We start from the raw sequence: 23,477 nt of genomic DNA, 5'->3' as shown, positions 1-23,477 counted from the left end.
AGAATTATCGGCTTGATAGTATACAAGATCATCCACCATTACTTGGCGAGAGGGGCAATGACATTGTTGGTATTAGCCAATCCCTTGCTGCATCCATGCAGAATTGTCCCTTTATCAGGCATCCTTGGCTGATGTAATTACTGAATCAGAGTTAGAGCTTTTTCGACTGCCTTGGCTGGCAATGGAATGTAGCCGTCCTTGATCACGACTTGTTGACCGGTTTTAGACAACACCATTTTGATGAACTCTTTTTCCATGGGGGCCAGCGGCTCGTTAGGTTTTTTGTTCACGTAAACGTACAAGAAACGAGACAGCGGGTACGCGCCGGATGTGGCATTTTCCGGAGTGGCCTCAACAAACGGCTGGCCATCCTTCAATGCCAGTGGCACGGCTTTTACGCCCGAGGTGGAATAACCGATACCGGAATAACCGATGCCGTTTGCCGACGTCGTAACCGATTGCACGACCGACGCAGAACCAGGCTGTTCGTTGACGTTACTTTTGAAGTCACCTTTGCACAGTGCTTCGTCTTTGAAGAAACCGTATGTACCGGAAACCGAGTTACGGCCATACAGCTGAATAGGTTTGTTTGCCCAGCCGCCCGTCAGGCCGGCTTGGCCCCAGGTGGTGATGTCAGTGGCATAACCGCATTTACGGGTTGAAGACAAGATCGCATCCACTTGCGGAAGGCTCAAGCCTTTAACCGGATTGTCCTTGTTGACGAAAACCGCCAGCGCATCGATAGCAACCGGAATCGCAGTGGGTTTGTATCCGTATTTGCTTTCGAAATCGTCGATTTCGTTGTCTTTCATTTTCCGACTCATCGGACCCAGGTTAGCGGTGCCTTCGGTCAAAGCTGGCGGCGCGGTTGACGAACCGGCTGCTTGAATCTGAATGTTGACGTTGGGGTAAATCTTGCCGAATTCTTCGGCCCACAAGGTCATCAAGTTAGCTAAAGTATCCGAGCCAACGCTGGAGATATTGCCGGACACGCCGCTAGCTGCCGCGTATTCGGGCAAAGCGGGGTCCAAAGTCGCGGGAGCCGCCACAGCTTCGCCGCCGACTAAAGCGGCCGATGCAAAACCAAATCCTAAAACCAGCGATTTCAGCTTGAATGTATTTTTCATATATTTTCTCGAAATGTTTAAAACTTAAGATTCATATTGCCAACCTAGCGTGACAATAGTATGAAGCAAATGTGACAGTTTTATGACAACGCACCTAATCCTGAGCGGCCGCGCAAATCCAGCACGCCACTAAAGCCAGGCCGGACGTTTTCCAACTTTAAAAAACTGTAGCTAAAATCAACGGCTTGATCATTTTCAACATCCTCTCTGACAAGCTCCCGCCATTGCCTGGCATCAATCTCCGGAAAAAAGGTGTCACCCTCGAAGGTTTTATGGATTTCGGTCAGATACAAATAATCGGCATACGCCAGCATGGCTTCATATAAGGTGGCGCCGCCAATCACGAATAGCTCCGGGCTATCGGCATAGCATTGCAACACGCTATCGATGTCGCCAAACACCCGGCAACCGGGCTGTTGATAACTCGGGTCGCGGCTGATAATGATATTCTCCCGTCCCGGTAAGGGCCGACCGAGGGCCTCAAACGTTTTACGCCCCATCAATATCGGCGCGCCCATGGTGATTTGTTTGAAGCGTTTCAAGTCGGCCGAGAGATGCCAGGGCATTTGGCCGTTCAGGCCAATGGCGCGATTACCGGCCATCGCCACGATCAGTGATATTTTCATGCGGAGTGTTTAAGATGGGCTTTGTGAGCAAAACATCATACTAGAAACCATCGTTTATGAAGAAAAACATCCTGCTGATATTTACCGGCGGCACCATCGGTTCGCAGCTCAGCGGCGACACCATCAATACCGACGGCAGCGCCGATTTTAAGTTATTGCAACGCTTTGCGGAACACGACGCCAAGCCGGATTCGGTTAACTTCAAAACCTTGCAGCCCGTGCAGATTCTCAGCGAAAACCTGCATCCCAGCCACTGGCCCCAGATCATCGCTGCAGTTGAAACTGAGGACTTAAGCCAATTCGACGGCATCATCGTCACCCACGGCACCGACAGCCTGGCTTTTAGCGCCGCCGCACTAAGCCTGTATTTCAATGGATTGGCGATTCCGCTGCTGCTGGTTTCCAGCGATTTGCCGCTGGATAACCCGCAAGCCAACGGCGTGGCGAACTTTTTGTGTGCGGTGGAATTTATCCGCCAAATTGGTCTGGCCGGCGTGTTTGTGCCCTATCGCAATCCAGGCCAAGCGATGCTGATTCATCTCGGCAGTCGACTATCGTCCTGCCTGCCCTTAAGTAGCGATTTTATCAGCGTGCAGTCGCAGGCCTGGATGTGCTTCGAGAACGGATGCTTCCACTCTCTGCAAAATTTGGCGCCCGGCGCGCGCTCGCCGATTGCGCTTAAACCAGACTTTTCCAAACGAATATTGTTGATCAGACCTTACCCAGGCCTGGATTACGCTGCTTACAATCTCGACAAGGTCGATGCATTACTGCACGACCTCTACCACTCCGGGACGGCTTGCGCCTCTGCCGCAGCAGGAGAGCAATACAGCTTGGTGGAATTCGTCAAACACTGCACCAGGCAGGGCATCAAAACTTATCTGGCACCGGCGCTATATTCGGAAAGCGCATACGCCTCGACTCGCGAGCTACTGGATGTGGGCGCGGAAATGATCTGGAATACGTCGTTGGAAGCGGCTTACGCTAAATTGTTATTGGCTTACGGCAATTTCGATACGCCGCAGGCAATTTCTGGGTATTTGGCACAGAACTTGGCCCACGAGCAACTGGGTAATTAGAGGGGGACTTTAGTGCGTCGAGCCTGATGGCTAAACTATAGCGAGGAGCGGATTGCCTAAAGGCAATCCGCTTAATATCTGGGTGCTATGGCTTAGCTGGCGCGGGTGCTGGCGGCTTTTTAACCAAAACTTTGGCATCCGGCCCCATCGACACAGAATAGTCGGTGGAAGAAATCACGTTCTGACTGGCGATGTCCACAACCCTTAGCGACACATAGACATTGTTGTAGCCAGGAGCAAACGATCCTACAACGACCGCTTTAGCCCCGACGTTATTTAAAGCTTCCTTGGTTTTATCAGGCAGTTGCAGGATACCGGCTTCGTTTTTAGCAAAAATTTCGGTAGGCAGTTCCATACCCATCACCCGGTAACCGGAACGATGAAAGGCCGAGGAAATTTGATCGGAGACAATTCGGCCAAACGCCAGTGTTTGCTCCAGTTCTCCGAGATTAACCAGCGAATTGATAACCACCAGACTACCTCTGGGCAAAGGCTCGCGCAAATCGAGAAGGAGCTGATCGACAGCCTCGTAGCTTACCTCGACCAAATCGTCATCTTTGACTTCGCTAGCCCGAAAACCCCGGCTACAACCGCTCAGCATGATCAGCGCCAAAGCCATCAGCGCCATCGTCTTTTTGTTAACCATAAGACCTCTCCTCTCGTAATTGTTGAAGTTATCAGAGCTTAAAACAGCAAGCCAGTCAATCTAATTTACTACCGCAGTATACACAGCATTGCGCTGGAGAATTGCTTGAACAATGCCAGGCAAATCCCTGGATTTTTTTGAACGCTTATTGACCGCTTTCGGTAACAATCACACCGATGCCGTTTTTCTGCAGCAATTCCTTAATCGTGGAAACGCTGGCGGGATTATCGTAGGGACCGACCTTAACCCGATGCCAGATAACATTGCCGACTTTAGCCTTTTCGACCCGGGACTCTATGCCGAGCGATGCCAGCTTGGCCTTATGGCGATCAGCCTCCGCTGCCTCCCGGAAGGAACCTGCCTGCATAATGTATTTGGCCGCCTTGGTTTTACCAACTAGCTGCTCGCGCACCCGGGTTTTGATTTCGTAGTCGGGCACCACTACTTCCGCTTGTGGCAGTATGGTATAAAAATCGTAACGCGGTTCTTCCGGCTCCGCTGGTTGCGGCGGCTCCGCCGGTTTTTCCGGCTCAACGACCGCTTGAGTTTGCGGTTTGACCGGTAACTCTTGCTTTAACTTCTCCACTACTTGCGGGATCTCCGCCTCCGACTTGCCTGCCACCAACTCCGGTACCATTTTGCGGATCATGTTCAAAAACACCCCAAAAGCTACAATCAGCGCGATGACCAGCAACCAGCGCCAAGGTGCGACCGAGGACTTTTTCGGTTTTCTACGGCTGTTGGTGTAACTGGGACTTTGAACGCGGTGCTTATAGTCTCTGGCCATTACATCGCTTCGGGTGCATTGATTTTCAATAGGGATAGGGCATTGACCAATACCTGTTTCACGGCACAAATCAAATTGATGCGTGCGTTGCAGAGCTTATCGTCGTCCACCAGGAACTGGTGCGCGTTGTAATAACTGTGGAACTGATTGGCCAGTTCACGCAAGTAATGAATCAATTGATGAGGTTCGTAATTCACAGCAGCACGTTCCAAAGTTTCCGGGTACTTGGAAAGTGTAGTCAGTAACGCGGCTTCCTGCTCTTCGGTCAACAGATTCAGATGCTCCATACCTAACTGCGGATTGCGTTGCCGGCCTTTTTCGTCGAGCTGGCGCAACACGCTGCACACCCTGGCATGCGCATACTGCACATAATAAACCGGATTTTCGTTGCTTCTGGAAGTAGCCAATTTCAAGTCGAAATCCATATGTTGTTCGGATTTACGCATCACATAAAAAAAGCGGCACGCATCTCTACCCACTTCGCTGCGCAGTTGCCTTAGGGTGACAAATTCGCCGGAGCGGGTCGACATCTGTACTTTTTCGTCGCCGCGATACAAGATCGCAAATTGCACCAGCAATACTTTCAGTTTGGATTCGTCGGCGCCCAAGGCTTGCATCGCCGCTTTCACGCGCGGAATATAGCCATGGTGGTCGGCACCCCAGATGTTGACGATTTGATCGAAGCCCCGATCCAATTTGTGCATGTGATAGGCAATATCAGAAGCAAAATAGGTGGTCTGGCCGTTGTCGCGCACAACCACTCTGTCTTTTTCGTCGCCCAGGCGACTGGAGGCAAACCAAGTAGCACCTTCCTGCTGATAAAGATAGCCGGCCGCATCCAGACGCTGCAAAGCCTGCTCAACGGAATGATCGTCCATCAGCGAACGCTCGGAAAACCACTGTTGATAACTCACGCCGAATTCAGCCAAGTCGTCTTTGATGTCGTCCAGAATTTCGTCCAGACCGGCTTGAAATACCTCTTTATAAGCCTCGCCGAGCAAGGTTTTGGCTCGGTCGATCAACGCATCAATGTGTTTTTCCTTATCGCCGCCTTGCGGTTCGTCGGCGGGCAAATCCGCCATCACTAGCGCGGCAGCTCTGCGGTAGGCGTCGCCGGCTTTCTTATGCAAATTCGCGGAAATATCTCGGACATACTCGCCGCGATAGCCATTGCTAGGGAAAGGCAGAACTTCGCCACAGGCTTCCAGATACCGCAACCAGACGCTGGTGGCGAGAATATCCATCTGCCGGCCGGCATCGTTCACATAGTATTCGCGTTCGACTTCAAAACCGGCTGCCGCCAGCAAATCCGCCACCGCAGAACCATAAGCCGCGCCGCGGCCGTGGCCGACATGTAAAGGCCCGGTGGGATTGGCGGAAACGAATTCGACTTGCACTCGCTTGCCAACGCCGATCTTGCTCAAACCGTATTCCGACCCAGTATCGAGTATCTGTTTGACGACCTGAAATTGGCTATCGGGATTGATGAAGAAATTGATAAATCCGGGGCCGGCGATATCAACCTTGGTGATCAGCGCATCGCTCGGCAGCGCCGCGACGATTTTTTCGGCCAGCTGTCTAGGATTAAGTTTGGCCGGCTTGGCCAGCAACATCGCCAAATTGGTGGCGAAATCGCCGTGTTGCGCATCGCGGGTGCGCTCCAAATTGATTTGCGCAATAAAATCGTTTTCGAGAATACCTTGAGTTTTAAGGGCTGTAACGGCTTGTTGTAACAGGGATTCCAGCTTTTGTTTCATCGCGTTGAAAAATGGGGATTTATCGGAAAATACCCTGCATTATCCATGAAAAACAAATTATTGGCTAGGACGCTCGCCGAACAGCGCCGTGCCGATCCGCACCAGCGTTGAGCCTTCGGCAACCGCCGCCTGTAAATCGCCACTCATGCCAAACGAAAAAGTATCGAGATCGTGACGATCAAGTTGCCGCACTGCCTGATAGAGCCGCCGATACGGCAGGCATTGCGCCAGATAATCCTGCTGCGGCTCCGGAATCGCCATCACCCCGCGTAAACGCAAATTGGGCAGCTTACCGACTTGTTCGATCAGCACCGGCAAATCGGCCAATTCAATGCCGGATTTGCTCGCTTCATCGCTGATATTGACCTGCAAGCAGATATTCAGCGGCGGCAAAAAATCCGGACGCTGCTCGCTGAGGCGTTCGGCTATTTTTAGGCGGTCAACGCTGTGCACCCAGGCAAAGTGCTGGGCAATAGGCTTGGTTTTATTGGATTGAATCGGCCCAATGAAATGCCAGCTGATATTGAATGCCGCCAATTCCTGCTGTTTTTTCAGCGCTTCCTGTAAATAATTTTCGCCGAAATGGCGCTGACCGAAACGGTAGGCTGCGGCAATATCGGCGGCGGGCTTGGTCTTGCTGACCGCCAATAACTGCACACTCCCCGGTGAACGCTGCGAATTGATTTCGGCCTGACGGAGTTGCTTGCGTACCGTGGCGAAACGCTGAGCGATACTACTCACGATTCTCAGCTGCCGATTCTTTTTTGACAAATAAGCGTGAAAACAGCAATCCGGATTCAAACAACAACCACATTGGCACTGCCAATAGGGTTTGCGACAAAGCGTCGGGCGGCGTCAAAAACATCGCGATGACAAACACCCCAACGATGACATACGGCCTTTTTTCAGACAGCGTTTCCGGGGTGATGATGCCGGTCCAGACCAACACAATAGTGAAAATCGGAATTTCGAACGATAAGCCGAAGGCAAAAAACATCGCCAATACAAAATCCAGATAAGTGGCTATATCTGTCATCACCGCCACGCCGGCCGGCGCCGCCGACGTGAGATAGCCGAATACCAGAGGAAATACCAAAAAATAGGCGAAGGCCGCACCACTATAAAACAACAGCGTACTAGCCAATAACAGTGGCGCCACCATCAGTTTTTCATGGCGATATAAGCCGGGCGCCACAAAACCCCAGAACTGGTAAAGAATGAAGGGAATGGAAACGAACACCGCCACCACAAACGCAAGCTTGAACGGCGTGAAAAACGGCGAGGCCACATCAATGGCAATCATCGTGCTGTTTTTCGGCATGTGCACTAACAGCGGCTCGGCCAGATAGGCGTAAATCTCGTTGGCGTAGCTTGCGGTACCAACAAATACCAGCAGCACGCATAACACGACCCTTAACAAGCGGTCGCGCAGTTCGACTAAATGGCTAAAAAATGACTGCTCGTTATCCAGCGGCGCTTGGCTTGTCATCGTCCTGATTGATTTCTGTCGCTGCCTGAGCATTGAAGTTAATATCGTCGAGAGCCGACTGAGTATCCTGCACCACTTTCTGCAATTCGCCGGCTATGGACTGTTGCTGGATTAACTGGCGCATTTCCTCGGCGTGCAATTCCTGTTTAATTTCCGCCTTAGCAGTGGCCAACACAGTACGGGCTTTTCCTACCCAAAACCCAGCCAAGCGGGCCGCTTTCGGCAATTTTTCCGGGCCGAGCACCAATAGCGCTACCAACCCCACCATCAACAATTCTGAAAAACCGACGTCGAACATATCGCAGACTAAGCTCGGTCTTTTTCTTTATTAGTGACTTCGCCTTCCAAAGGCTCCTCTTCCTTGCTTGCAATCGCCTTATCTTCGCTGCCTTCCTTAACGGCAGAACGAAAGCCCTTAATCGCTTCGCCAAGATCGGCGCCGATATTTTTCAGGCGCTTGGTGCCAAACACCAAGATCACGATAACTAACACTACTAATAAATGAGGGATGCTTAAACCCATTGTTCACTCCTTAATTTTTACTATCAGGAAATATCGCGCTGCGCTTTTTCCTGTAAACCGGACAATCCGAAGCGCCTTTGCAACTCACTGATCACATGTTCCGGCCCGAGTTCCTGATGCGCCAACATCACCATGCAATGAAACCAAAGATCGGCGGTTTCATACACTATTTTATCCTTATCGCCGTCTTTGGCGGCAATCACCGTCTCGGTAGCCTCTTCGCCGATTTTTTTCAAAATATGATCTAAGCCCTTGGCGTATAAACTGGCTACGTAGGACTGATCGGCGGTTTGCAACTTGCGCTGCTCAAGAACCTCGGCCAATTGCTGTAATACTTCGCTCATTAGCTTTTGTTTGGATTGAAAATTGCAAAATCATAGCACGTTGCCGAAGCAGCCAAAAAAAATCTATCGGCAAAAAAAAGCCTCCCTATGCTTGCGCAGAGGAAGGCAAAAAAACCAGCGGAGTGCTTAGAAGGAGGTTCCGCTCGTTATTACAACACCAGGAGGTAGTTACAAATTCTTGGATCAGCTATTCAGCAGCGCCTTAGTCGACATATTGCTAAATATGGAGGTGACAGCGAACAGCACAGTAGAGATGACGAACAAGCCGGAAATAAAGCTCCAAACACCGACAATAAAAAGAGCGCCGATTAAGATGTCTTTTTTAAAGTCGTTCATTGTGCTCAAATTCTCTATTTTTAAATCTTGCGCTTGACAAGACTTCATGTGCTTGCTCTTCAGTTGCAGCGCACTATACAGGATAGAAAAAAGTTTACAATTAGGCTTTTAATAAATAAATTGTATACAATTTAGAAACAATAAAAATGTCAACGCTTTTTAGTGAATTTTTTACTTTCCAGGAGATACCATGGACAAACTAACCAGCATGAATGTCTTTGTCCGCGTCGCCAAAGCCGGCAAGCTTTGCCGGAGCAGCCAAAGATCTCGATATTTCCAGAGCGATGGCTACCAAACATATTATGCAGCTGGAAAGCGAACTGAACACACGTTTATTCAATCGCACAACCCGCAGCTTAAGCCTGACGGAAGCCGGCGAGGCTTACCTGGAGCGCTGCCAGCAAGTCCTACTGGACGTGGCCGAGATGGAATCGGCGATCACTCACCTGCAAACAGAGCCACGTGGCACACTGAAAATTCTGGCACCGCCAGTCATCGGCGCCAGCCATATTTCTCCGGGCTTGACCGAATATCTAAAAAACTACCCTGACCTATCGGTGGAAATGGTGCTGAAAGGCGGACAAGTCGATTTAATTGATGAGGGCGTCGATCTGGCTATCTATTTGGGACAACTCAACGATACCAGCCTGGTGGCCCGAAAACTGGCCAGCTCGTCGCTGGTTGTTTGCGCGTCCCCGGAATATCTTAAAGCACATGGCACTCCACAAGACCCTGAAGACCTGGAAGACCACAGCTGCCTGATTAACTGGGCGATTCCGCCGCGTAACAAATGGCGATTCAAGGGCATACTCGGCGAACGCACCGTTACCGTCACGGGCAGGATGCAAGCCAACATGGCCGATCCGATCCGCAACGCCGCAGTGAATGGCTTGGGCCTGATCATGTTGCCGCGCTACATCGTCGGCCGAGACATTGAGCAAGGCCGGCTGCAAGTAGTGATGGAGCAATACGGTATCGCGCCGCTGGAAATTTATGCGGTTTACCCGCATCGCAAATACTTGTCGGCCAAAGTCCGTTCGTTTTTAGAGTTTATTCAAGCCTGGCTACCGCATCGAATCGGCATGAACCCATGACCGATCTGCAGAGTAAGTGGGACGCCATTTATCGAGATTCCACCGCCGCACCTGCGCCAGCCGAGGTGTTGGCGCGGCATCGGTATTTGCTACCCAAGCAAGGTAAAGCGCTGGAGTTGGCCTGCGGCCTGGGCGGCAACGCGATATTACTGGCCGAATCCGGGCTGGCCGTCGATGCCTGGGATATTTCCTCGGTCGGCCTGGGAATATTGCAACAACAGGCTGCCGAAAAAGGCCTTTCCATCACCACTCAGCAATGCCATATCAGCGCCGAAACACTTACAAAGCAGACTTACGATGTGATTGTCATCAGTCGTTTTCTTGACCGAACCCTGTGTAATGCGATAATGGCAGCCTTGAAACCGGGCGGCCTGCTGTTTTATCAAACATTTACCCGCAACAAACTTGACCAACAAGGCCCCAGCAATCCCGAGTATTTACTGGCAAACAACGAGTTATTGCGGCTATTCAGCCCCTTAAGCATAGTTTTTTACCAAGAATACGCAAAACTCGGCGATGTGCAATTCGGCAACAGAAACGAAGCCTGTTTTATCGGGCAAAAATGAAGCGGTAAATTAATGATAGAAAATCTCGACCCCAAACAATCCTGGGCGGTATTACAAAGCAACCCGGCAGCGGTACTGATCGATGTCAGGACAGCCATTGAGCACAGCTTTGTCGGCCACCCGCCGCAAGCCATTCATGTGGCCTGGAAAGAATTTCCCGGCATGCAGTTAAATACGGGTTTTGTGGAGCAAGTACAACAGCACGCCCCGGATAAAGCCGCGCCGATACTGCTCTTATGCCGCAGCGGACAACGCTCTGTAGATGCCGCCAAAGCCCTGGAAGCGGCAGGTTATCAGCATCTGATCAACATTTTGGAAGGCTTCGAAGGCCCGCTGGATGAAAACAAACATCGCGGCAATACCGGCGGCTGGCGTTTTCACGGCTTGCCTTGGCAACAAAGTTAATCCCTCAGCCAACCGGTCCGCGCCCGCGCGAAAACCAAAACTAAATCCCGCTGGGCGGCTTGTCCGTTCGGCCTATCTGTTCCTTAAAAATCATCTAATAAATTATTGTGATAGAAAAACTCAGAAACATCGCGATCATCGCCCACGTCGACCACGGCAAAACCACCTTAGTCGACCAACTTCTACAGCAATCCGGCACCTTCGACGCACACACCAAAGTCGACGAACGGGTGATGGACTCCAACGCGCTGGAAAAAGAACGCGGCATTACCATTCTGGCGAAAAACACCGCGATCGACTGGAACGGCTATCACATCAACATCGTCGACACCCCAGGACACGCCGACTTCGGCGGCGAAGTCGAACGGGTTTTATCGATGGTGGATTCGGTTTTATTGTTAGTTGACGCGGTCGACGGCCCAATGCCACAAACCCGCTTTGTTACCAAAAAAGCCTTTGCCTTGGGCTTAAAACCGATTGTGGTGATCAATAAAGTAGACCGTCCCGGCGCGCGCCCTGATTGGGTCGTCGACCAAACTTTTGACTTGTTCGATAACCTCGGCGCCACCGACGAGCAATTGGATTTCCCGATTGTGTATGCCTCGGCGTTAAATGGTTTCGCCGGCCTGGAAGCCGACGTATCCGGCGGCGATATGACACCGCTGTTCCAAACTATTGTCGATAAAGTAGCGCCGCCGCCGGTTGATGTGGACGCACCGTTCCAAATGCAAGTCATCAGTCTGGATTACAACTCCTACGTCGGCGTAATCGGCATCGGCCGTATCAAGCACGGCAAAGTCTCGCGCAACATGCCATTGACCATTATCGATAACGAAGGCAAAACCCGTAGTGGCCGCATGCTGAAACTGTATGGTTTCCATGGCTTGGAGCGCGTCGAAGTGGAAACCGCGCAAGCGGGCGACATCATTGCCTTCTGCGGTATCGAGAATCTGAAAATCTCGGAAACCTTGTGCGACCCTAACAATGTAGTTGCCTTGCCGCCGCTATCGGTCGACGAACCGACCGTGAGCATGACCTTTCAGGTCAACAATTCGCCGTTTGCCGGTAGAGAAGGCAAATTCATTACCACTCGCCAAATTTACGACCGCTTACAAAAAGAGTTGCAGCACAACGTGGCCCTGCGTGTTGAAACCACCGACGATCCGGATAAATTTAAAGTGTCCGGTCGTGGCGAATTGCACTTGTCGGTATTGATCGAGAACATGCGCCGCGAAGGTTTCGAGCTGGGCGTTTCGCGCCCGCAAGTGATCATCAAGGAAATCGACGGCATCAAACAAGAACCGTTTGAAAATGTCACGATTGAAGTGGAAGAGCAGCATCAAGGCACCATCATGGAAAAATTGGGTGACCGTAAAGGCGACCTGAAAGACATGGTGCCGGACGGTAAAGGCCGCATCCGTCTGGAATATGTCGTGCCTTCCCGCGGTTTGTTGGGCTTTCAAACGGAATTCCTGACCGCAACCTCCGGTTCGGGTTTGTTCTATCACGTATTCGATCATTATGGTCCGGTGAAAGAAGGCGCGGTGGGCAATCGCGTGCGTGGCGTGTTGATCTCCATGGCCAAAGGTAAAGCGGTCGATTATTCACTGTATCCGCTGCAAGCTCGCGGTGAGTTGCTGGTGGTTAATGGCGATGAAATCTACGAAGGTCAATTGGTCGGTATCCATTCTCGCGGTAACGATTTAGTGGTTAACCCGACCAAGCCCAAACCTTTAACCAACATTCGCGCGGCGGCTCTGACGACAGCTTGACCTGCGCCAAAATTCAAAAAATGACGCTGGAACAAGCTTTGGAATTTATCAGCGATGACGAGTTGGTCGAAGTGACGCCTAAATCAATTCGTCTACGTAAAATCTTATTGACTGAAAACGAACGCAAACGCGCACCGAAATAGGCAAACAAAAAAGCCGTGCTCGTCACAAAGACGAGCACGGCTTTTTTATTCAGAAAACCAGATTGGGCTTATTGCAATACGAATTTTAAGCCTATCACCAGCAGTAAAGTCGCTAACACCGGACGCAAAAAATATTCGGGAATCTTCGCACTTAGATGGCTGCCGACCCAAATACCCGGCACCGACCCCAGCAGCAAGCTGATCAGCAAATCCAGGTCGAAATTCCCCAGGCTCAAATGTCCCAAACCGGCCACGGCGGTCAAAGGTATCGCATGCGCCAAATCGGTACCGACAATTTTCAAGGTCGTCATTCTTGGATAAAGAAATAGCAAAGCAACGGTTCCCAAAGCTCCGGCACCAACCGACGACAATGTCACCAACACCCCCAGCACCGCACCAGTAAAAACCGTGGCAACTTTTTCCCAACGTGGTGAAAATCGGCCACTATTTCCCTGGTTGCTGTGTTCGTCATCAATCTCCGCACTCTTGGACGCTTTGCGTAACAAAATACTGCGAACCAGCAAGGCCAGAGCGGTCAGCAACAAGGCCACACCCAAGGTAAAGGTAATTGCACCGGTCACTTCCTTGCCAACCTCCATCAGATTTTTTAACACATAAAGTGTTACACCTGCAAAAGGCAAGCTACCCAACGCCAACCAGCCGACGATTTTCCAATCTACCGAACCGTGCTTACCGTGATGAACAAACACCCCTGCGGTTTTCGTAATCGACGCATACAGTAAATCCGTGCCTACCGCGACGGCGGGTTTAAAGCCAAACAAAAAGACCAGAAGCGGCGTCATCAACGAACCGCCGCCAACCCCGGTAACACCCACCAACATACCCACGGCAAAACCGGATGCCGTATACATTAAATTCATAGACAATCACCTTAAACTTCATAATATTCGATAAGTGACTTCATTATGCCAGCGCAGTCACTCAGCTTATTAATGATTAAATTGCATATGTATATTTAATTTTTAGATATTTATCGGTCTGAGCGCACAATTGCTCAACACCTAAATGACTGAGTCCGACGCCATCTTTTAGTAAACTGACGAGTATTCACTAAAATCCAACTTTAGGAGGATTTATGGTTAAGCAAGCGATAGTTTTGGTATTTGGCTGGCTTTTGTCAGGCACGGCCTTCGGCGATCAAGATGACTGGGTCTACACGCCACGTCAGCAAACGCAGCAACGACAATACCGGCAGCAACCCGAGACTGCGGCAATACAATCGCCGAGACGATTACAGCAATGACTATGAACAGGATCGTGATCGTGATTTTCAAAACTATCAAAGAAATCAAGGTTTTCAGGGCTATCGAGGTGGCTATCGCGGCTACGTTCCTCAGCCTCCGACCGGCTATCAGGCTCCTGCCGACTATTATGGGTTACCGCCAGTAAGGGGTTTCGTCTACCCACCGCAACCTCAGCAAATGCCGGGATTCGAGAATCACCAACGCGGACGCTGGTAGCCGCAAAACGAATTATTGATCTTTAGCATGAAAAGGGGCACCAGGCTTTCGACATCTCTTCACTCAGATTGACCTTACGATACTGAGCGTTTTTGTCGGGAATTCGATAAATTGTCGGACAGTTGGCAAGCGTTCCCGAAGATAGAGCTTTTTGCGGGTTTTGAGATAGCGATGAAAGGGCTGGGTTTGTATTTACAAGGAAACTCTTAACACATTGATTGCACTGGCGGCCCGACAAACTTACCACGAACGGAATCAATAACATATGCTTCGCCTTGAGCCCGACGTAAGACTTAGTCGAAGCGGCCTTAAGTTTTAAAAACAAACAGTTATTGCCGAATTTTGGCGCCGGCGGAAATTGGTCATGATTTTGCTTGGCGGTTAATGCCTGTCCAAATCAAATCGACTAAGGGGAATAAAATGTTTGAACACAAAAATCTTGACGGCACATGGAACCGCGTTGTTTCAACAAGCGATGCGTATCTGAGTGGTGATATTCTGGAAACGCGAGATATGGTCGGCACCGAACCCGAGAAAATCGCGCGTATGCAATTTGCTGTGATCGGCCAGCGCCTGGTCGAACGTTGCCTGCCGCCGGAAGCCTTGAGTGAAACTTGGGCGCAGGATGCCGGCAAACTGCCTTGGTGGGATTCGGTAAAAAACCCGCCGCATATGGGTATTATCGCCGACTTCAACAGCCACAACGGCGGTTTGCATCGGATTCCTTTCGACGCCAATCATAACGTCGTTGGCTTTGCCAGCGATGGCGAGGAAATCGTTCTCGGTAAAGGTGTGTACACAGTCACCCGCAAAAGCGATGGCAAAGAGTTGAGCGCTGCATCGCAAAGTGAGCTGCGCGCGTTGTATTTCGCATAAGCGGTGGATTGATCGGCACTGGACCCGGTTAACCCGGTTTTATTAACCCGGCCCTCAAACATCGTTGCTCCCGCTTAAGCGGGAGCCCCGTTTTCTCCCTCCCGCTCACCGGTATGCTAAGTTTTAGGTAATAATCGGCGCTAGCTGAGAATGCTACGAGTTTTTTCGCTGAACGCAGATTGTCGGAACGGAACATGGGCATACAGGATCGCGACTACTACCGGGAAAAATATCAACCAGGGTCTAATATTGCCGGCCCTGATGTGGTCGCTCATCGGACGACGCAGCGGGATCGCGGAAAATCCGGTCACAGCGGCATTCGCTATCTTTTGTTTCCGGTCTTAACCATTGCCGCCCTGTGGTACGGCGCCGATGCCTTTTTGAGGTTCCAACAGTCCAAAAGGCAGACGGAGATACCGCTTCCGGTGGCTATGGCTCCGCAAGCCCAACCACAATCTAATCTGATTACTCCCAAAGCCGGCGGCGTGGTTTTAAAAACCGACCCGCAAGGCCATTTTCGCGGTACGGTGTTAGTCAATAATGTGCCTATGCCTTTTCTAATCGACACCGGAGCGACCAAAACCGTGATTCCGAGCAGTATGGCAATCCAAGCCGGTTTGCCCTTCGGCGGCGTGGTGCAATCCAATACTGCCGGCGGCAAAGTAGCGGATCGCGCGACTCAAATCACCAGCTTGGTTCTGGGTAGTGCTGTCATTAAAAATCTTGATGCGCACATCAACGACCATCTGGATGAAGTGTTGATTGGCATGAATACTTTAAAATATTTCCAGATCACGCAAACCGGCAATACGCTGACTTTGTTAGCCAATAACCAAGCCGGCATCAGACCGGCGAGCCAATACGTGGACAGCCCGGAGAACTTGGCCGCCAATCAATCTGCCAAAAAGCCCACGACCATCAAAAAAACCGTGCATTGCGATGAACGCAAAGTCTGCACCACAACCTATAGCGATCATTAATGCCAGCCATTAGCAGCAGCTTCTATGCGTACCTATCGCGCTTGCGCTGGATCAAGCGCTGGGGTTTGAAGCGCAACGCGCATGAAGAAAATGTCATGGAGCATAGCTGGGAAGTGGCGGTGATTGCCCACACGCTGGCCTTAATCAAAAATCGCTATTTTGACGGCCAACTCGACGCCAATGCGGTTGCCACCGCCGCGCTGTATCATGATGTGACGGAAGTGATTACCGGCGATTTGCCGACACCGATCAAATACTACTCACCGGCGATACTCGGCGCTTACAAGCAAATCGAACAACAGGCCGAAACCGAGCTGTTGAACTTGTTGCCGGACGCATTGCGCGAGGATTTCCGCTCGTTTATTCAACACGAAAGCCTGCCGGATGCTCATCAGCAAATCATCAAAGCGGCCGACAAGATTTCCGCTTATCTAAAATGCCAGGCCGAACTCAAAGCCGGCAACACCGAGTTTGAAATGGCCGCCGCGCAGTTGGCTCAGAATATTCATGAATTGCAGCAGCCGGAAGTAGTGTTTTTTATGCAGGCGTTTGCGCCGAGTTGCGGCTTGACGCTGGATGGCTTAATGCAAAAAAGCGACTCCGAAAAAGGCCGGAATCTATAATCCGCGCACCAATAGCTTCAACTGATTTTTAAATTCGCTTTTCAACCGATAAAGCTGCGCGGGCCTATGCGCGCCGGCGGCTTCGGTTTGCCCTTCTACTGTTTCCAGCACCCCCAGTTCCTCCATTTTTCGTCGAAAACTGACTTTGTTCAGGGTTTCGCCTAAGCAAGCCTCGTAAATTTTCTGCAATCTCGGCAGGCTAAAGGTTTCACCGGCCAAGTAACAAGGCAAGGAGGAATACTGCGACTTGTTACGAATCCGCTCCACCGCCGCGGCAATGATGTCGTTATGGTCAAACGGTAGGCGCCGCAAGGCATCCACTGCACAAATAGTCAGGCCGGGATGGTTTGCGGACAGGATCAAATCGGCATCGACCAAAGCAAAATACACCACCGAGATCGACCAGCCGCGCGGGTCACGCGCTGCGCCGGCAAAGGTTTTCAGTTGCTCTAAATAGGGCGGCAGCAAACCGGTTTTTTGTTGCAGGATGCGTACCGCGGCGTCCAGGCAATCCCTATCGTCTTGCGCGTGAATATACCCGCCGGGCAAGGCTTCCTGGTTTGCGTAGGGTTCTTTGTCGCGTTTGGACAGCGTGACGCACAAGCGATCTTCTTGGATGATCAGCAAGACAATATCAACAGTTGAAATAATGGGTTCGAGCATAGCAATATTGAGTTGGGCTACTTGAGGCATCTTAGTTAGTAAAGAATTATAACTATAGCTGCATACAAAATAGCGCACGATAAATTTTTGTTAGTTGCATTATGTAACTAACAAGGTTAAGCTAAGCCCATCTCAACTATCGTCGCAGGTTAAAGCTCATGGCAAATACTCAGTTACTGATCATTGATGCGCAAAACGACTTTTGCGATAACACCCCCGAAGGCTATGCTCCGGCCCTGCCCGTGCCGGGCGCCTATCAGGATTGCCTGAGACTGGCGCAGTTGATTGAACAAGCCGGACTTGCCATTGCCGGCGTTATCGCCACGCTCGACACCCATCACATGATCGATCTGGCACACAACAGCTCTTGGCTAACTGAAGAGGGTGTAGCCCCACCCCCATTTTCCCGGGTGACCGCCGCTGACTTTTTAGCAGGCCGCTACCGCCTGACCGCCACACCGGTGTCACCGGCGCAAAACGATTATGTTCTAAACTACCTGCAACAACTGGAGCAGATGCAGCGGCCTTTTATCCTTTGGCCGCCGCATTGTTTAATCGGGACGCCGGGACACAAGCTTAACCCCGAATTGGCGCAAGCCTTAAGCCATTGGGAAACGCGAACCTCCAAACCCGTTACGCTGGTGCAAAAAGGTGAAAACATTTGGACGGAAAGCTTTTCCGCACTGAAAGCCGTCATTCCTGATCCCGCCGATCAGGCCACGCAGTTGAATCGGGCCATACTGGAAATGCTCGCTCAATCGGATCGTTTATTAATCGCCGGCCAAGCCAGCAGCCACTGCGTCAAAGAAACGATTAACGACATTTTGCAGTTCGGCGCCGCCGAGCTAAAACACAAGCTGGTGATCCTGACTGACTGCATGAGTCCTGTCAGTGGATTCGAAGTGACCGTCGAACAATTTTTTACCGAACTGCGCGCACAAGGCGTTCGTCTGGCAACCAGCGCCGAAATGGCTTTGGAACTGGTCCCCGAAAATAACCCATACTAAGGAATGCACATGACTCCCATCGTCAAAAGCCTGCTTGAAAACGACTTGTACAAATTTCCGATGTGGCAAACCATGCTGCATAAACGGCCGGAAGCCAGCGCCGAATACGATTTTATCTGCCGGAGCACGCCGGAATATCCGCTGGCCGACTTGCTGGATGATGTCAAACAAGAACTGGATCACCTGTGTTCCCTGCAATTTGCCGATGACGAACTGGCCTATTTAGCCGGGCTGCGGTACTTAAAGCCGGATTTCATCGAGTTCCTGTCCTTGTTTCGGTTTAGAAGCAAATACATCAAGGCATTTGCCGAAGGCGACACCCTGAGAATTCAAGCCCAGGGTCCGCAAGTGCATGTGATGAATTTCGAGATATTTTGTTTGTACATCGTCTCGGAACTGTATTTTCGCCGCTTCGACCAAGCGGCGTTATTGGCGGAAGGCCGCCGCCGCTTGCAGGCAAAATTAGCCACTCTTAAAGCCTTTGCCGAGCAACCCGCAAAAACCCATGCCTTCGAGATTTTCGATTTTGGTTTGCGCCGGCGCGCCTGGGGTAGCTGGCAAGAAGAAGTGGTGCAGACGTTTCAAGCCGAAGTGCCGAGCTTGTTCAAAGGCACGTCCAATGTGTATCTGGCCAAAAAATTCGGTTTAACGCCGATAGGCACGATGGCTCACGAGTATCTGCAATCCTACCAAGCCCACGTGGTGCGGCTGCGCGAATTTCAACGCATGGCTTTGGAAGATTGGGCGCAGGAGTTTCGCGGCGATTTGGGTGTGGCGTTGACCGACACCATTGGCATGGATGCCTTTCTGCGCGATTTTGATTTGTATTTTGCCAAATTGTTTGACGGCCTGAGGCATGACTCCGGCGACCCGGTGGTTTGGGGCGAAAAAGCCATCGGCCATTATCAAAAACTACGCATCAATCCGCATGGTAAACGCTTGGTGTTCTCGGATGGGCTGGATATTCCCAAGGCAATCAGTCTTTATCAGCACTTTGGGGACCGCATTCAGTTGGGCTTTGGGATCGGCACAAATTTAACCAACGATCTTGGCGGCCCCAAGCCTTTGAATATTGTGATGAAACTGGTGCGCTGCAACGGCGACCCGGTGGCGAAATTGTCCGATGCCCCCGGCAAGACCTTATGCAACGACCAAACATTTATTGCCTATTTACGGCAGATTTTTAATCACTACGCCTAAATTCTGCATAGGAATTGTTATGTCTACACGTCCCTTGACCGTCGCCATCGCCCAAATCAATCCTATGGTCGGCGATTTTGCCGGCAACTTGGTGATTGCCAAAGATGCTTATCGCCAAGCCGCCGCACAGCAAGCGCAACTGTTAGTATTCCCGGAGTTGTCATTGTGCGGTTATTACCCCGGCGACCTGTTAAACGAATCGGCCTTTATTCGCAAAGCTTACGAGGCGCTGGCGGAGCTAACCGCTTTCTCGACACAGTTTCCTGACCTCATTGCGATTGTCGGCACACCCATAAAAGCAAGCGGGCCCGGCAAGCCGCTGTATAACGCGCTGATTGCCATCCGTAACGGCGAGACTATTGCGGAATATCACAAGCAACTATTGCCCACCTACAATATTTTCGATGAGCGCCGTCATTTCGAGCCGGGTCAACAGGGCGCGGTGAGTATCGACGTCGCCGGTTATAAAGTAGGGCTGATGATTTGCGAGGACGGTTGGAACGACAATGCCGACGATTATCCGGTTAATCCTTACGAAGCACTGGCCCGGATGCGCCCGGACTTGGTGGTCAGCATCAATGCCAGCCCGTCCAATATCGGCAAACGCGCGCAACGCCAACAAGTGATTTGCGGCGCCGCCCGCCGGCATGGCTTACCGATACTGTATGTCAATCAAGTCGGCGGACAAGACAGTATTGTATTTGACGGGGCTTCCTTTGCTGTGAATGCCGATGGTGAGATTGCGCGGGAATGGCCGGCTTTCGAAACCGTGATAGACACGCTGCGTTTTGCAGAAGGCGGATTTCAAATCAGTCCGTCACCGGCCGAACCTCAAGCAGATAATGATCAGGAATTCATTCTGCAACATATCCTGCTGGGCTTACGCGATTATGTGCGGCGCTGCGGATTCAAAAAAGTGGTGGTGGGTTCGTCGGGTGGTATTGATTCGGCGTTGACGATTGCGATTGCCGCCGAGGCCTTGGGGCCGGAAAATGTCATCGCTATCACGATGCCGTCGGCATTTTCCAGCAGCGGTTCGGTGAGCGACTCGCAGTTACTGTGCGAGGCTTTGGGCGTACCGCTTTACAGCTATCCGATCAAGACGTTGGTGAATGATTTTGCCGAGCAATTTAACAGCAGTTTTAGCGACGAATTGCGCGGTTTGAGTTTGGAAAACTTGCAGGCGCGGCTGCGCGGCACCATCCTGATGGCTTACTCCAACCACTCCGGAGCGATGGTACTCACCACCGGCAACAAAAGCGAAATATCGGTGGGATATTGCACGCTGTACGGCGACACCAACGGCGGTTTGGGCCTGATTGGCGACTTGTACAAAACCGAGGTGTACCGCCTGTCCGCCTATATCAACCAACGCGCCAATCGCGAGATTATTCCCGCGGCGATTTTAACCAAACCGCCTTCCGCCGAATTGGCGCCCGATCAGAAAGATACCGATAGCTTGCCGCCTTACGAGGTGTTGGATGAAATCTTGAAACTGTTGATCGAAGGCAAGCAGCTGGCTGCCCATGAATATCAACAAGCCCAAGAGTTTGTGGCTGGCTATCGAACCACCGCGGCCGGTGAAGCGGTGTATCAACGCATCGTCGGCATGATAGCCCGCAACGAATACAAACGCCGGCAAGCACCGCCCATCATTCGGGTGCGACCCAGAGCGTTTGGCGCCGGCCGGCAAATGCCGATAGCAGCCAAACATTAAGGCTAAAAGCGATGACAAAACACCAAAAAGCCATTGTGATTGGCCGTTACCAAATTTATCACAAGGGGCACGAGCAACTAACCCGCCGGGCCTTGGAGATTGCTGACGAGGTGCTGGTGATTGTCGGTTCGTCCTTTCAGTCCAGAAATATCCGCAATCCGTTTAAATGGACCGAACGGGCGGCCATGATCACCGCCACGCTGCCGGAGAGCGAGCGAGCCCGCCTCACGTTTTTACCGGTGCGGGATTACTACGACGACACGCTGTGGAATGCCGATGTCCGGCGGCAAGTTGGTGCATGTGTGGCCGACGGCGAACGGGTTGCGTTGGTCGGCTTTAACAAAGACGAGTCCACGTATTATCTGGATAATTTTCCCGATTGGGCGATGGAGGCGATAGAGTCCGAGCTGGATATTGATGCCACGGCGCTACGCCACCAATTGTTTGCGGCGGAAAGCGCGGAGACCGCGTTGGCAAATATCGCCAGCCGGATTTCCGTGCCGGTGCGGGATTTTTTAAATGATTGGGCAAAGAATCCTGAGTACGCGGTATTAAAAGCGGAATACGCCAAAATCCATGCAGAGAATCAAGTCTATGCCGACATTCCCTGGGATATTATTTCAACCACTGTTGATGCAGTAGTCACCTTCAACGACCATGTGTTACTTGGTAAACGCAAGAATCATCCTGGCAAAGGTTTATGGGCTATCCCCGGCGGCTTTCTGGAAAAACGCGAATCATTGCTGCAAGGCGCGATCCGCGAATTGAAGGAAGAAACCAGCCTGAACCTGCCGGATGCCGCTTTGCGAGACTGCCTGCAACAGGTTAAAGTGTTTTCCCACCCCAGAAGATCGTGCCGTGGCCGCGTCATCACGCATGCGCATCACTTTGCTTTGGCAACACCTTGGCCGGATAAGACTTGGCCGGAGATAAAAGCAGCGGACGATCTTGAAAGCGTGGCCTGGATACCGATCACGCAGCTGCCGGCACTGGAAGAAGCGCTGTTTGAGGACCATTTCGCTATCTTGTGCAACTTCCTGTCATTTCAAACTAAGTAGGACGATGCACGTTATTTAAGCTTAACAGGGCAGAGGGAATAGCCAGGGAAACTTATCCATGAAACCCGAAGATTTACCAAAACTGGTCAGCGTTACTATGCCTTACGGCAAATACAAGGGCCGCGTTATCGCCGATTTGCCCGGCCACTACCTCAATTGGTTCGCGCGCGAGGGATTTCCTGCCGGTGAATTAGGCAGACTATTGGCATTGATGCAGGAAATGGATCACAACGGCCTAAAACCTTTGCTCGAGCCGCTCAGACAAATAAAGTCCTGACTATTAAGCTGGTCCTTAATATGACTGGTCTTTATTTGCCCTTTATCGGACGGCTGATTTTTAGGCAAAAAAATTCCGACACGAGGCCGGATTAAGGGAGGAAGTTATTGCGCTGAACATCTCTGCAATGGTCAGTATAGTATCAGTGTTTCCTAATACCTGGAATGCGACATAATGTCACGCGCCACCTGGCTGAAACGCAGTTTAATGATGCCCGTGGTGACCAAAATGTCCGTGACCGTGATGCCCGCCATAGCCCCTATGGCCTCCGTATCCCCACCCGCCGCGGTACATTGGCACAGGGACCGGCACAACAGGCGCCGAATAGCCGTAACTATAGCTACCGTAACCATACGGCGTATACGTCGCGGGATAAGACTCGGCATAGGGTGCGTAAGCCACACAACCGCTCAACATCGTCAGACTCAAAAACATCAGGGCAAGGCGTATTCGCGTGTTCACGACTACCAACCTTGCCGTATATTCCGGTCACACCGCGGTGCGGGGATGGGTTGTTGATAGACAAACCCTCTCACTGGCGGCAACCCGTAATAATCTGCCGGCGCCTGGTAATAGCCGACTGCGGGCGGCGGCACGTATGCGCGGTAATACGGATTGTTATAGTGATACCCGTAGTGCTCGCGTTGGTAACTATGATGATGTCTACCGCCCCAGTTGCCGTCATGCGCAAATGTTGCGCTCGAAAATAGCAAGATGGTTGCCAATAGTGTGGTAAGCCTGAACATAAACCCTCCTTATCCGGGATCTTCAGTTGCGGCTCATTGTTCACCCGCAGGCTTAAACATCTCTTAACTAAGGACAATTCTTAATAAGACTTTTCCGCGCACGGCATGAATGGTGCCGCCTGATTGCATATTTCCATAAAATACCTGGCTGGATGA

26 protein-coding genes and 2 pseudogenes are annotated in these 23,477 nt (G+C 51.3%); 14 read left to right on the top strand and 14 right to left on the bottom strand.

Annotated features, from left to right (window positions below):
- Positions 1–137 precede the first annotated feature (137 nt).
- Both ACH5Y9_RS21915 and ACH5Y9_RS21910 read right to left on the bottom strand, forming a co-directional pair.
- Positions 138–1,127 carry a PstS family phosphate ABC transporter substrate-binding protein gene (locus ACH5Y9_RS21915; RefSeq protein WP_033156877.1) on the bottom strand — a complete coding sequence of 330 codons (990 nt, stop codon included), beginning with the start codon at positions 1,125–1,127 and terminating at the stop codon, positions 138–140.
- An 80-nt stretch (positions 1,128–1,207) separates the two neighbouring features.
- A complete protein-coding gene (locus ACH5Y9_RS21910; protein WP_101052739.1) occupies positions 1,208–1,753 on the bottom strand; it encodes a dihydrofolate reductase in 546 nt (181 codons plus the stop codon).
- A 56-nt stretch (positions 1,754–1,809) separates the two neighbouring features.
- Between ACH5Y9_RS21910 and ACH5Y9_RS21905 the strand changes: the two genes are divergently transcribed.
- Entirely contained in the window at positions 1,810–2,832 is a 1,023-nt protein-coding gene (locus ACH5Y9_RS21905) for an asparaginase (protein WP_101052741.1), read from the top strand.
- Between the two features lie 85 nt (positions 2,833–2,917).
- Here the strand turns inward: ACH5Y9_RS21905 and ACH5Y9_RS21900 are convergent, their stop codons facing one another.
- The 9 genes from ACH5Y9_RS21900 to ACH5Y9_RS21860 all read right to left on the bottom strand — a co-directional run bounded on the left by ACH5Y9_RS21900 (position 2,918) and on the right by ACH5Y9_RS21860 (position 8,761).
- Complete coding sequence (locus tag ACH5Y9_RS21900; RefSeq protein WP_033156879.1) at positions 2,918–3,478, bottom strand: FlgO family outer membrane protein; 561 nt, start codon at positions 3,476–3,478, stop codon at positions 2,918–2,920.
- A gap of 145 nt (positions 3,479–3,623) precedes the next feature.
- A complete protein-coding gene (locus tag ACH5Y9_RS21895) occupies positions 3,624–4,265 on the bottom strand; it encodes an SPOR domain-containing protein (protein WP_033156880.1) in 642 nt (213 codons plus the stop codon).
- On the bottom strand, positions 4,265–6,022 hold the full coding sequence (argS, locus tag ACH5Y9_RS21890) for an arginine--tRNA ligase (protein ID WP_033156881.1): 1,758 nt from the start codon (positions 6,020–6,022) through the stop codon (positions 4,265–4,267). Before argS ends, ACH5Y9_RS21895 begins: the two co-directional genes overlap by 1 nt.
- 57 nt (positions 6,023–6,079) lie before the next feature.
- Positions 6,080–6,763, bottom strand: a complete 684-nt coding sequence (locus ACH5Y9_RS21885; protein ID WP_033156882.1) for a YggS family pyridoxal phosphate-dependent enzyme — start codon at positions 6,761–6,763, stop codon at positions 6,080–6,082.
- On the bottom strand, positions 6,756–7,511 hold the full coding sequence (tatC, locus tag ACH5Y9_RS21880) for a twin-arginine translocase subunit TatC (RefSeq protein ID WP_033156883.1): 756 nt from the start codon (positions 7,509–7,511) through the stop codon (positions 6,756–6,758). The genes ACH5Y9_RS21885 and tatC overlap by 8 nt, the downstream gene beginning before the upstream one ends.
- Positions 7,486–7,809, bottom strand: coding sequence for a Sec-independent protein translocase protein TatB (gene tatB / locus ACH5Y9_RS21875; protein WP_026602621.1), 324 nt, complete (start codon positions 7,807–7,809; stop codon positions 7,486–7,488). Before tatB ends, tatC begins: the two co-directional genes overlap by 26 nt.
- Positions 7,810–7,817: 8 nt before the next feature.
- Positions 7,818–8,033 (bottom strand): Sec-independent protein translocase subunit TatA, encoded by a 216-nt coding sequence (gene tatA, locus ACH5Y9_RS21870; protein ID WP_033156884.1) that lies wholly within the window; start codon positions 8,031–8,033, stop codon positions 7,818–7,820.
- A gap of 23 nt (positions 8,034–8,056) precedes the next feature.
- Positions 8,057–8,377, bottom strand: coding sequence for a phosphoribosyl-ATP diphosphatase (locus ACH5Y9_RS21865; protein ID WP_171697187.1), 321 nt, complete (start codon positions 8,375–8,377; stop codon positions 8,057–8,059).
- 183 nt (positions 8,378–8,560) lie between these two features.
- On the bottom strand, positions 8,561–8,761 hold the full coding sequence (locus ACH5Y9_RS21860) for a hypothetical protein (RefSeq protein ID WP_319961571.1): 201 nt from the start codon (positions 8,759–8,761) through the stop codon (positions 8,561–8,563).
- Between the two features lie 142 nt (positions 8,762–8,903).
- Between ACH5Y9_RS21860 and ACH5Y9_RS21855 the strand changes: the two are divergent.
- The 4 genes and pseudogenes from ACH5Y9_RS21855 to typA all read left to right on the top strand — a co-directional run bounded on the left by ACH5Y9_RS21855 (position 8,904) and on the right by typA (position 12,693).
- A pseudogene (locus ACH5Y9_RS21855) lies at positions 8,904–9,807 on the top strand (LysR family transcriptional regulator).
- Positions 9,804–10,373: a class I SAM-dependent methyltransferase gene (locus ACH5Y9_RS21850; protein ID WP_445367585.1), complete on the top strand. Its 570-nt coding sequence runs from the start codon at positions 9,804–9,806 to the stop codon at positions 10,371–10,373. Before ACH5Y9_RS21855 ends, ACH5Y9_RS21850 begins: the two are co-directional and overlap by 4 nt.
- 12 nt (positions 10,374–10,385) lie before the next feature.
- Positions 10,386–10,778: a rhodanese-like domain-containing protein gene (locus tag ACH5Y9_RS21845; protein ID WP_319961570.1), complete on the top strand. Its 393-nt coding sequence runs from the start codon at positions 10,386–10,388 to the stop codon at positions 10,776–10,778.
- A 107-nt stretch (positions 10,779–10,885) separates the two neighbouring features.
- Positions 10,886–12,693, top strand: a pseudogene (gene typA / locus ACH5Y9_RS21840) (translational GTPase TypA).
- A gap of 68 nt (positions 12,694–12,761) precedes the next feature.
- On the opposite strand, the gene ACH5Y9_RS21835 reads toward typA, so the two are convergent.
- Positions 12,762–13,574, bottom strand: coding sequence for a sulfite exporter TauE/SafE family protein (locus ACH5Y9_RS21835; RefSeq protein ID WP_033156889.1), 813 nt, complete (start codon positions 13,572–13,574; stop codon positions 12,762–12,764).
- 282 nt (positions 13,575–13,856) lie between these two features.
- Here ACH5Y9_RS21835 and ACH5Y9_RS21830 point away from each other — a divergent pair, with 282 nt between their 5' ends.
- From ACH5Y9_RS21830 to yfbR, 4 genes are all read left to right on the top strand, one after another.
- A complete protein-coding gene (locus ACH5Y9_RS21830; RefSeq protein WP_445367584.1) occupies positions 13,857–14,174 on the top strand; it encodes a hypothetical protein in 318 nt (105 codons plus the stop codon).
- Positions 14,175–14,594: 420 nt separating this feature from the next.
- Entirely contained in the window at positions 14,595–15,050 is a 456-nt protein-coding gene (locus ACH5Y9_RS21825; protein ID WP_101052747.1) for a hypothetical protein, read from the top strand.
- A 194-nt stretch (positions 15,051–15,244) separates the two neighbouring features.
- Complete coding sequence (locus tag ACH5Y9_RS21820) at positions 15,245–16,030, top strand: retropepsin-like aspartic protease family protein (protein WP_171697182.1); 786 nt, start codon at positions 15,245–15,247, stop codon at positions 16,028–16,030.
- The gene (gene yfbR, locus ACH5Y9_RS21815) at positions 16,030–16,653 is read left to right on the top strand and encodes a 5'-deoxynucleotidase (RefSeq protein ID WP_445367583.1); all 624 of its coding nucleotides are present in this window, start codon (positions 16,030–16,032) and stop codon (positions 16,651–16,653) included. Before ACH5Y9_RS21820 ends, yfbR begins: the two co-directional genes overlap by 1 nt.
- Here yfbR and ACH5Y9_RS21810 read toward each other — a convergent pair.
- On the bottom strand, positions 16,648–17,316 hold the full coding sequence (locus tag ACH5Y9_RS21810; protein WP_445367582.1) for an NUDIX hydrolase: 669 nt from the start codon (positions 17,314–17,316) through the stop codon (positions 16,648–16,650). The genes yfbR and ACH5Y9_RS21810 overlap by 6 nt on opposite strands.
- A gap of 158 nt (positions 17,317–17,474) precedes the next feature.
- On the opposite strand from ACH5Y9_RS21810, the gene ACH5Y9_RS21805 reads away from it, so the two are divergent.
- From ACH5Y9_RS21805 to ACH5Y9_RS21785, 5 genes are read left to right on the top strand one after another with little or no spacing between them, the layout of a single operon-like run.
- Entirely contained in the window at positions 17,475–18,323 is an 849-nt protein-coding gene (locus ACH5Y9_RS21805) for a hypothetical protein (protein ID WP_445367581.1), read from the top strand.
- Positions 18,324–18,332: 9 nt separating this feature from the next.
- Positions 18,333–19,523 (top strand): nicotinate phosphoribosyltransferase, encoded by a 1,191-nt coding sequence (gene pncB / locus ACH5Y9_RS21800; protein WP_445367580.1) that lies wholly within the window; start codon positions 18,333–18,335, stop codon positions 19,521–19,523.
- A gap of 19 nt (positions 19,524–19,542) precedes the next feature.
- Positions 19,543–21,240, top strand: coding sequence for an NAD+ synthase (locus ACH5Y9_RS21795; protein ID WP_445367579.1), 1,698 nt, complete (start codon positions 19,543–19,545; stop codon positions 21,238–21,240).
- Between the two features lie 11 nt (positions 21,241–21,251).
- Positions 21,252–22,298 carry an NUDIX domain-containing protein gene (locus ACH5Y9_RS21790; protein WP_445367578.1) on the top strand — a complete coding sequence of 349 codons (1,047 nt, stop codon included), beginning with the start codon at positions 21,252–21,254 and terminating at the stop codon, positions 22,296–22,298.
- Positions 22,299–22,356: 58 nt separating this feature from the next.
- On the top strand, positions 22,357–22,575 hold the full coding sequence (locus tag ACH5Y9_RS21785) for a DUF3820 family protein (protein WP_205452518.1): 219 nt from the start codon (positions 22,357–22,359) through the stop codon (positions 22,573–22,575).
- A 464-nt stretch (positions 22,576–23,039) separates the two neighbouring features.
- On the opposite strand, the gene ACH5Y9_RS21780 is transcribed toward ACH5Y9_RS21785, so the two are convergent.
- Positions 23,040–23,321 (bottom strand): hypothetical protein, encoded by a 282-nt coding sequence (locus ACH5Y9_RS21780; protein ID WP_133120670.1) that lies wholly within the window; start codon positions 23,319–23,321, stop codon positions 23,040–23,042.
- Positions 23,322–23,477 lie beyond the last annotated feature (156 nt).

The sequence above is a fragment of the Methylomonas sp. BW4-1 genome (assembly GCF_052474385.1).
The sequence above is the reverse complement of the archived record's forward strand: the minus strand, read 5'-3'. Positions and strand labels throughout refer to the sequence as shown.